The 9654-nt window shown below is 45.2% G+C and carries 9 protein-coding genes; 2 read left to right on the plus strand and 7 right to left on the minus strand.

What is annotated here, in order from left to right:
- From ACP45E_RS13950 to xerD, 6 genes are all read right to left on the minus strand, one after another.
- Positions 1-268 (minus strand): biotin/lipoyl-containing protein (locus ACP45E_RS13950; RefSeq protein WP_347229985.1); only part of this gene is annotated, 268 nt, incomplete at its 3' end.
- A gap of 27 nt (positions 269-295) precedes the next feature.
- Positions 296-2959 (minus strand): pyruvate dehydrogenase (acetyl-transferring), homodimeric type, encoded by a 2664-nt coding sequence (gene aceE, locus ACP45E_RS13955; protein WP_017037181.1) that lies wholly within the window; start codon positions 2957-2959, stop codon positions 296-298.
- A gap of 53 nt (positions 2960-3012) precedes the next feature.
- Positions 3013-3783 (minus strand): pyruvate dehydrogenase complex transcriptional repressor PdhR, encoded by a 771-nt coding sequence (gene pdhR / locus ACP45E_RS13960; RefSeq protein ID WP_017036663.1) that lies wholly within the window; start codon positions 3781-3783, stop codon positions 3013-3015.
- A gap of 352 nt (positions 3784-4135) precedes the next feature.
- Positions 4136-5875 (minus strand): single-stranded-DNA-specific exonuclease RecJ, encoded by a 1740-nt coding sequence (gene recJ, locus ACP45E_RS13965; RefSeq protein WP_017036662.1) that lies wholly within the window; start codon positions 5873-5875, stop codon positions 4136-4138.
- 76 nt (positions 5876-5951) lie between these two features.
- On the minus strand, positions 5952-6782 hold the full coding sequence (locus ACP45E_RS13970) for a DsbC family protein (protein ID WP_017037180.1): 831 nt from the start codon (positions 6780-6782) through the stop codon (positions 5952-5954).
- A 16-nt stretch (positions 6783-6798) separates the two neighbouring features.
- On the minus strand, positions 6799-7728 hold the full coding sequence (gene xerD / locus ACP45E_RS13975; protein ID WP_017037179.1) for a site-specific tyrosine recombinase XerD: 930 nt from the start codon (positions 7726-7728) through the stop codon (positions 6799-6801).
- A 144-nt stretch (positions 7729-7872) separates the two neighbouring features.
- Here xerD and fldB point away from each other — a divergent pair, with 144 nt between their 5' ends.
- Positions 7873-8391 (plus strand): flavodoxin FldB, encoded by a 519-nt coding sequence (gene fldB / locus ACP45E_RS13980; protein ID WP_017036659.1) that lies wholly within the window; start codon positions 7873-7875, stop codon positions 8389-8391.
- Here the strand turns inward: fldB and ampD are convergent, their stop codons facing one another.
- A complete protein-coding gene (ampD, locus tag ACP45E_RS13985; RefSeq protein WP_017037178.1) occupies positions 8392-8940 on the minus strand; it encodes a 1,6-anhydro-N-acetylmuramyl-L-alanine amidase AmpD in 549 nt (182 codons plus the stop codon).
- Positions 8941-9071: 131 nt separating this feature from the next.
- Here ampD and ACP45E_RS13990 point away from each other — a divergent pair.
- Positions 9072-9654 (plus strand): nicotinate-nucleotide diphosphorylase (locus tag ACP45E_RS13990; RefSeq protein WP_426511306.1); only part of this gene is annotated, 583 nt, incomplete at its 3' end.

Here is a 9654-nt window from a genome sequence, read left to right on the forward strand (position 1 = left end):
CTTCAACTGCTGGAGCAGCCGGTGCTGCTGCAGCACCTTCCGCTTCGAAGATCATGATTAAAGAACCAGTAGACACTGAATCGCCTTCAGAGATCTTAATTTCTTTAACAACACCCGCTTGAGACGCAGGAACTTCCATTGAAGCTTTATCGCCTTCAACAGTGATCAGTGACTGTTCTTCTTCAACCTTGTCGCCAACGTTAACTAGAATCTCAGTAACTTCAACCTCATCAGCACCAATGTCAGGTACATTAATTTCGATTGTCATGTTTTGCTTCCTTAACTAATGTCAGTCTTATGCGTATTGCGGGTTAGTTTTGTCAGTGTCGATACCGAACTTAACAATCGCTTCTGCAACAACAGATTTTTCAATATCACCACGTTTAGCCAATTCAGTCAGTGCCGCAACAACAACGTAGCCAGCGTTAACTTCAAAGTGACGACGCAAGTTTTCACGGCTATCAGAACGACCGAAGCCATCAGTGCCCAGTACTTTGTACGACTCAGCAGGAACGAAAGCACGTACTTGTTCAGCGTAGTTTTTCATGTAATCCGTAACGGCAATAGCTGGCTCGCTGCCAAGAACTGTCGTGATGTACGGTACTTTATCTTCTGCTTCTGGATGAAGCATGTTGTCACGCTCAACGTTTTGACCATCGCGAGTCAGTTCGTTGAAAGAAGTCACAGCAAAGACGTCTGATGCTACATCGTATTCTTCGCTTAGAATGACAGCAGCTTTACGTGCTTCATTCATGATAGTACCAGAGCTCATTAACTGAACTTTAGACTTAGAACCTGCGTGAGATTCAAGCTTGTAGATACCTTTACGAATGCCTTCTTCAGCGCCTTCTGGCATTGCTGGCATTGCGTAGTTCTCGTTCATTACTGTTAAGTAGTAGTACACGTTCTCTTGCTCAGGACCGTACATGCGACGAATACCGTCTTGCATGATAACCGCTAGCTCGTAAGCAAACGTTGGGTCGTAAGAGATACAGTTAGGAATCGTATTCGCTTGAATGTGTGAGTGACCATCTTCGTGTTGCAGACCTTCACCGTTTAGCGTTGTACGACCGGCAGTCGCACCTAATAGGAAACCACGTGCTTGTTGGTCACCTGCTAGCCATGCCATGTCACCAATACGTTGGAAACCAAACATTGAGTAGTAGATGTAGAATGGAATCATTGGCAGATCGTTGGTGCTGTAAGACGTTGCCGCAGCCACCCAAGAAGCCATTGAACCAAGTTCATTGATACCTTCTTGTAAAACCTGGCCCGATGTTTCTTCTTTGTAGTAAGAAACAACGCCGCGATCTTCTGGTGTGTACTCTTGACCATCTGGGTTGTAGATACCAACCTGACGGAACAGACCTTCCATACCGAACGTACGCGCTTCATCACAGATAATAGGAACAATGTTTTTACCAATGTTCTTATCTTTAAGTAGGATGTTTAACGTACGTACATAAGCCATCGTTGTAGAGATATCACGTTTCTGCTCACCCAGTAGAGGGGCAAATGCGTCTAGCTCAGGAACTTTGAACTCTTGAGTGAACTTAGGCAGACGCGCTGGTGTGTAACCGTGAAGTGCCTTACGACGAGCATGCATGTATTCATACTCAGCGGTGCCTTCTTCAAGCTTCAAGTAAGGAAGCTCAGACAATTTCTCATCTGAAAGAAGGTCTTCTAGGCCTAAGCGATCGCGTAGGTGTTGGATATGTGTCATATCCATTTTCTTCACACCGTGTGCAATGTTCTTACCTTCTGCTGCATCGCCCATGCCGTAACCTTTAACCGTCTTAGCTAGGATTACCGTTGGCTTACCGCTTGTCTCTTTCGCATTGTTGAATGCCGCGAACAGTTTAGACGAGTCGTGACCACCACGCTTAAGTGCGAAGATTTCATCATCGGTCATGTCAGCAACAAGCGCTGCTGTTTCTGGGTACTTACCAAAGAAGTGCTCACGGACATAAGCGCCATCTTTAGATTTGAATGTTTGGTAGTCACCATCAACAGTTTCGTTCATCAGTTGAAGAAGCTTACCTGTGGTGTCTTTTGCTAATAGAGCATCCCAGTTACTACCCCAGATAACTTTAACAACATTCCAACCTGCGCCTTTAAATAGACCTTCAAGTTCTTGAATGATGCTACCGTTACCCATTACCGGACCGTCTAGACGCTGTAGGTTACAGTTGATGAGGAAACATAAGTTGTCCAGTTTTTCACGAGAAGCGAAAGAGATCGCACCGCGTGATTCTGGTTCATCCATCTCACCATCACCTAGGAAAGCGTAAACTCGTTGAGCCGTCGTATCTTTCAAGCCACGACCGTTCAAGTATTTCAAGAAACGCGCTTGATAGATCGCAGAAATTGGACCAAGCCCCATAGATACGGTAGGGAACTGCCAGAATTCAGGCATCAATTTAGGGTGTGGGTAAGAAGGAATACCTTTACCATCCACTTCTTGACGGAAGTTATCTAGCTGCTCTTCAGTGAGACGGCCTTCAACGAATGCACGAGAATAGATACCTGGAGATATGTGACCTTGGTAATACACCAAATCACCGCCGTCCGTCTCATTTGGAGCACGGAAGAAGTGGTTGAAACATACTTCGTAGAATGCCGCTGCTGACTGGTAAGAAGCCATATGACCGCCAAGGTCTAGGTCTTTCTTAGAAGCGCGCAATACAATCATGATTGAGTTCCAGCGGATGATTGAGCGAATACGACGCTCAAGTGTTACATCACCTGGATAAGCGGGCTCTTGCGCTGCTGGAATAGTGTTGATGTAGTTCGTGTTAATGCCCGTTGGCATATCTACACCGTCTAAACGTGCTTTATCTAAAACTTGCTCTAATAAAAACTGAGCGCGCTCTACACCTTCTTCACGAACAACTGATTCAAGGGCCTGTAGCCAATCTTGAGTTTCTACTGCGTCTACGTCATGCTTCATGTCAGACATGGCGATCTATCCTTCTATTGGTTGGATTTTAGATAAACTGTCAAAAAGCCGTACTATGACGACTCTTTGCCTTGTTGAATTCTGCGTAATGAACGCTCTCTTCGAGATTCTTCACGCGTGATGTCCAACAATGTTTCTTCGATATAAGCTAAATGTGAATGAGACATCTCACGTGCCATTTCAGGCTCACCAGAGACAATAGCATCCACAATATTAGCTCTATGTTTACTTACTTTTTCGACCACTTCATCGCGGCGATGTAACAACTCTAAATTCTGTAAAATATTCTGTTCTAGCAACGGGCCAAGACTACGAACAATGTGCAACAACACCACATTATGGGCCGCTTCCGTCAAAGCCACTAAAAACTTCATAACGGCACTGGCTTCTGCTTCAATGTTTTTGTTGCTTTGTTCTTTGGTGATTATGGCTAAACATCCCTGAATTCGCGCAAAATCTTCATCGGTTCCGCGCAACGCAGCAAAGTAAGCTGAAATCCCTTCCATTGCATGCCTTGCTTCAAGCAAATCCAGCTGAGTTTCAGAATGACTCGATAGTAAATTTAGCAGAGGATCCGAAAAGCTCTTCCAAATACTTTCACTAACGAACGTTCCCCCGCCTTGACGACGAGTTAATAACTGGCGTGCTTCAAGACGTTGAATCGCTTCTCTAACCGAAGGTCGAGACACATCGAATTGTTTTGCTAATTCACGCTCAGGAGGCAGTTGCTGCCCTGGAGTTAAAGAGCCTTCTGCGATCAAACGCTCTAGTTCTTTCTCGATAACATCAGAAAGTTTTGGCTGACGAATCCTTTGATAAGCCATATTGATTGCTACCCTTAACTCCAAGTAAATTGGTATTACCAATTATTTATTGGGGTGAAAATTAACATATCAAAAACGTCACTGTCCAGCACTTTATTGATTCAGGTCAATAAACAGAGGTAGTGGTAACAAAACCATAACTTGCAATATTCATTTACAAAAACTATCTGAACAATATTGGTCAGACCAATTAAAGATTAACCAAATTAGCGTTGTACCAATAAACCGAGTGGGTGATTGAATGCCGACAAAAGAGCATTAAAAGCAGTATCAAAGACGAGAAAAAACGAAGGAAACAGAAGGAAACCAGAGCAACATTGATAACAATCACTCTGGCATAAGTTCAGGTTAGTTATATAGCTTCAATATAATCAATCATTAACTGAAGAGATTGGTTCCCTCTAAATTCATTGATATCGAGTTTAAACGCCACTCTTGCTGTTTTTACCGATGCATCAGGCCAACGCTTAAGATCAATATTAAAGGCAATGCCATCAACCATGATGTTTGTAGGGTGCCCTTTGTAAAGAGGTTCCAACATAAGTTTTAGGTGTTTTTCCCCCACCAGTTTCTGGTGCAATATTTTAAACTCACCATCAAACATGGGTTCAGGGAAGGCTTGCCCCCAAGGCCCACCAGCCCGTAATGATTCAGCCGTGTGCATAGAAAATTGCTCAGGCAGCAGCTCCCCATCAGACAAAATCACCCCTTTTAATGCGTTATCATCGAGTTCTTGTTTCACCACTTGATCAAACAAACGGGAAAAGCGTTCAAAGTCCGCTTCAGCAATACTCAAACCGGCCGCCATAGCATGACCACCAAACTTAGCAATCAAACCTGGGTTCTGCGTATCAATGCGGTCAAGAGCGTCTCTCATGTGTAATCCCGGAATCGAACGACAAGATCCTTTGATCATCCCTTCTCCGCCATCGGCGAAGGCAATCACGGGTCTATGGAATTTCTCTTTAATACGAGAAGCCAAAATGCCGATCACTCCTTGGTGCCAATCTCGCTGGAACAGAACTAAACCGTGGGGCAATTGCGTATTGTCACCAAATTGTAAGCGCTCACAAAAGGCCATCGCCTCTTGCTTCATTCCCTCTTCAATCTCTTTGCGAGTTTGATTTAAGCCATCCAACTCACTGGCCATGCGTCTTGCTGCGTGAATGTTGTTACACATTAATAGCTCAACACCAAACGACATATCATCTAAGCGCCCTGCCGCATTGATTCTTGGCCCTAAGGCGAAGCCAAAATCGGTGGCAATCAGTCGATGTGCGTCTTTTTTCGCCACTTCAATGAGTGCTTGAATGCCGGGTCTGGCTTTACCTGCTCGGATACGCTGGAGCCCTTGGTGAACCAAAATTCGATTGTTTTCATCCAAAGCAACCACATCCGCGACCGTGCCCAGCGCCACTAAATCGATCAGCTCCATCAATTTAGGCTCAGCCATGTTGTTCGCATTAAACCAGTCTAGCTTTCGCATGTGTACGCACAGGGCCATCATCAGGTAAAAAGCCACCCCAACACCCGCTAACGATTTAGAGGGAAAATCGCAGGATTCTAGATTGGGGTTGACCATCGCGTCAGCAATTGGGAGTTCATGACCGGGTAAGTGATGATCCGTCACCAGCACTTGAAGACCTTTTTCTTTGGCATAACGAACCCCTTCTATTGAAGAGACACCGTTATCCACCGTCATGATCACTTCGGCCCCCAGCGTTATCGCCTGATCAACCACTTCAGGGCTTAATCCGTAGCCGTCTTCAAAACGGTTAGGCACCAAGTAGTCGACATTACTGCAACCGAGCATGCGAAGGGCCAAAACCGATAACGCTGAGCTGGTCGCGCCATCGGCATCAAAATCTCCGACAATGATAATGCGTTGATTGTGTTTAATCGCGTCAAACAGCAGCTCAACCGCAAGCTGAATACCATCCAGTTTCTGATAGGAATGGAGAGCTTTGGCGGTTTTATCTAATTGCTTAGCCGAACGAATGCCACGATTAAGATAAATTTTCTTAAGCAGTGGATCCATGGGTTCAGCAAGAAGAGAGAGATCAACATCAGGGCGACGAAGAATTTCGATCATAGATACGCACTTAGCAGGCGATGATTCGCCTGCTCCTTGTTATAAATGAATAGACTTAGCGTTAATGAGATAATGATTACTGAGCTTGTAACTGCTCTAGCAATTTAGCGGGTGGTAAGTAGCCGCCAATCATTTCTCCACTCGGAAGGAATATCGATGGTGTTCCGCTGATGCCTAATGATTTTCCTAGTGTGAAATGCTTCACCACGGTGTCTAAACACTGACCAAAGTTGGCGTTTTTTTCAGGGAAACTGCGGTTAATTTTAGCGTCGTGCATCGCGGCTTTAGGGTCATCAGCACACCAAACAGCGGCCATTTGCTCGCCAACTTCTGAACGAGGCCCCTGACGTGGGTACGCCATGTAACGCACCGTGATGCCTAGATCGTTATAGCCATTCATTTGGCTATGTAATCGTACACAATACCCACACGTGGTATCGGTAAAAATAGTGACCACGTACTTCTCGTTATCGGCCTTAAACTCAATAACGCTGTCACTGAGTGCCGCAAGTTTTGCTGCATTCAATGGCGCTTGACGCTTGGCAAGGACATCTTCATACCCGCCACCGGCTTTGTGCTGGTAGAGCGTCCCAGACATAAAATATTCACCATCGACAGAAGAATACAACACCCCGCCAGTAGTTTGAACTTCGTATAGGCCCGTTATTTGAGTCGGGAGTATATCCAAAACCTTCAGTTGTAACTTAGCAAAGTTATTGATGATTTTTTGTTTCGATTCATCCGTTAAGCTTGTTTCTTGACCCGCTAACGTTGCTTCTAAAGCCACCGCTTGCTGAACTTCCGCTTGAACGGTTGATGCTTCTTCGGCCTTAACCACTTCTTCAGCATTACAAGCCATCACAAAAAACGGCAGTGTTAGTATAGATAGTCGGCGTAATACGCTCATTAAAATCACCTTTATATTAAGCCCTAGGATGGTGCTCACTATGAATTTGTTTTAGCCTTTCAGTGGCGACGTGGGTATAGATTTGCGTCGTCGATAAATCACTGTGGCCCAATAGCATTTGTACAACGCGTAAATCGGCCCCGTAGTTGAGCAAATGAGTCGCGAAGGCATGCCTTAATACGTGCGGAGACAAAAGCTCGGTATCAATCTCTGCGATCACCGCATAATGCTTTATCCTATGCCAGAATGTCTGACGAGTCATCTGTCTCGCACGGTTACTTGGAAAAACAACGTCTGATGTTTTCTCACCAAGTAGTGTAGACCTTCCTTGCTCTATAAAAGTTTCAATCCAATCAACAGCATTTTCTCCCATCGGCACCAAACGCTCTTTTCCGCCTTTGCCTGTTACGCGCACAACCCCTTGGCGTAAACTGAGATTTTCCATCGTCAGACTCACCAACTCTGTAACACGTAAACCTGTCGCGTACAGTAACTCAAGCATCGCTTTGTCTCGAAGCTGTATCGGATCATTAGGATCCGGCGCTTCTAATAACGCATCCACTTGTGCTTCCGAGAGATCTTTGGGTAAACGCTGCGGCAACTTAGGGCTCACCAGTAACGCACTGGGATCATCTGCTCTCACTTTTTCACGATGTAAATATTGAAACAGACGTCGAATAGCAGACAGCATACGTGCCCGTGACGTCTGTTTATATTCCTTGTCCACCAGCCAAGCTTGGTACTCTTGTAGCCCTGACAGATTGATCGCATTCAAGCGGTAATTGTGTTCATCCATCCAATGCAGCAGCTTTTGTACATCCGTCCGATACGACAGTAACGTATTTTCAGACAATCCTCGTTCCATCCACATAGCGTCGAGAAACTGCTCGAGAATACCCTGCTCTGGCGATTGAGGGCCTTGATTAGTCGAGTTTAATTTTGACACGGTAAACCTCTTTAACAACAACGCGTTCAGGTTATGTGAGTCCTGACATTAAAGCCACAAATTTGTCCATTTGATGAAATTCTAACTGCATTACTGGTGTGTTTATGGTTAAAATCCCTCATCGCACATCAAGACTATAACATTATGAAGATTGGTTTATTTTACGGCTCAACAACTTGCTACACCGAAATGGCAGCGGAGAAAATACGCGCTATTATTGGAGAGGAGCTTGTGGATATTCACAATATCAAAGAGAGCCCTATCTCGCTGATGGCTGATTACGACCTGTTAATTCTCGGCATCTCCACTTGGGACTTCGGTGAAATCCAAGAAGATTGGAGCGAAATATGGCAAAAAATCGCTGGCGTGTCGTTAAACGGCAAGTACGTAGCACTATTCGGCTTAGGCGATCAAGAAGGCTATGGCGAGTGGTATCTCGATGCGATGGGAATGCTTCATGATGAAATACAACAAGTGGGTGCGAACCTCATCGGATACTGGCCCAACCAAGGTTATGAGTTTGAAGCCTCTAAGGCTCTAACTGAAGATGGCTCCCACTTTGTTGGGCTAGCGCTTGATGAAGACTCTCAATACGAATTAAGTGATGAGCGTATTGCTACTTGGGTCGAGCAAATCCTTGTTGAGTATCAAGCCGCACTGTAACTAGGGCGTGTTGATCAACGCTGCTAACTTTCTCCAATCGAATGACAATCCAGGATCGGTTTTTCTCAACGGGGCGATATATTGATGCCCCGTTATTCTCTGTTTGGTGATATTTGGATAGCTCTTCATGAGTTCTTTGGTGAGCAAAGCCAGCGACTGGTACTGTGCCTCGGTATAAGCACTGTAATCATCGCCTTCTAATTCAATGCCAATGGAGTAATCATTACACTTGCTCCTTCCTGCAAACGACGAAACGCCTGCATGCCATGCACGTTGTTGAAAAGGCACAAATTGAATCACCTTTCCTTCGCGATCAATCAAGCAGTGCGCAGAGACCCTCATGTTCTCAATCACTTTGAAAAATGGATGGTGTGACGCGTCTAATTTACCAGTAAAAAACTGCTCTATATAGCCACCGCCAAACTGGCTAGGCGGTAAGCTAATATTGTGGATCACCAGTAACGATATATCACTGGGATCTTCTCGGTGATCGCAATGAGGCGATGGTAACGACTTGGCCTTTGCATACCAGCCTTGCTGATCAATCATTGAGCGTTCCTTATTTAACGATTCTCCCTTCGATTTTATCCATTCCGAGATGAAAAGCGAGATTAATGGCTGAATTTCATTCCGACTCCGAGTATCATGCCCCCTCCCCTAAGCCAACGATTAAATTTGCGATGAAAAACACACATAACAGCCAACAACGTCTTGATTATTTAAAAACGCAACTGCCGACAGAAATCACTCGCGCAGTCGCAGAAACACTCAAAGAAGATTTGGGTGGTTCGATTGATGTCAACGCTGATATTACCGCAAGTTTAATTCCTGAAGACGCGCACAATGTGGCCACGATTATTACTCGTGAACACGGTGTATTTTGTGGTCAAGCATGGGCTGACGAAGTCTTCAAGCAAATTGGTGGCACCGTCAATATTGAGTGGCACGTAAAAGACGGCGACACCGTTGAGCCAAATCAAACTCTTTGTACTCTTTCTGGCCCATCGCGCGCATTGTTAACGGGCGAACGTAATGCTATGAACTTCATTCAAACACTGTCGGGATGCGCAACGGTAACGGCAACCTACGCCAAACAATTGGAAGGTACGGATTGTCGTTTGCTTGATACACGAAAAACCATTCCTGGCCTGCGCAGCGCACTAAAATATGCCGTCGCGTGTGGTGGCGGCTACAACCATCGTATTGGCGTGTTTGATGCATATTTGATCAAAGAGAATCACATCATCGAGATCGGAAGAGCGG

Source organism: Vibrio genomosp. F10 str. 9ZD137 (genome assembly GCF_049974785.1).
Taxonomy (GTDB): domain Bacteria; phylum Pseudomonadota; class Gammaproteobacteria; order Enterobacterales; family Vibrionaceae; genus Vibrio.

Excerpts from the sequence above, each read along its gene's own strand:
- ampD (WP_017037178.1), bottom strand. The coding sequence starts at position 8,940 with ATGATTGATCAGCAAGGCTGGTATGCAAAGGCCAAGTCGTTACCATCG.
- fldB (WP_017036659.1), top strand. The coding sequence starts at position 7,873 with ATGAAGATTGGTTTATTTTACGGCTCAACAACTTGCTACACCGAAATG.
- aceE (WP_017037181.1), bottom strand. The coding sequence starts at position 2,959 with ATGTCTGACATGAAGCATGACGTAGACGCAGTAGAAACTCAAGATTGG.
- pdhR (WP_017036663.1), bottom strand. The coding sequence starts at position 3,783 with ATGGCTTATCAAAGGATTCGTCAGCCAAAACTTTCTGATGTTATCGAG.
- recJ (WP_017036662.1), bottom strand. The coding sequence starts at position 5,875 with ATGATCGAAATTCTTCGTCGCCCTGATGTTGATCTCTCTCTTCTTGCT.
- ACP45E_RS13970 (WP_017037180.1), bottom strand. The coding sequence starts at position 6,782 with ATGAGCGTATTACGCCGACTATCTATACTAACACTGCCGTTTTTTGTG.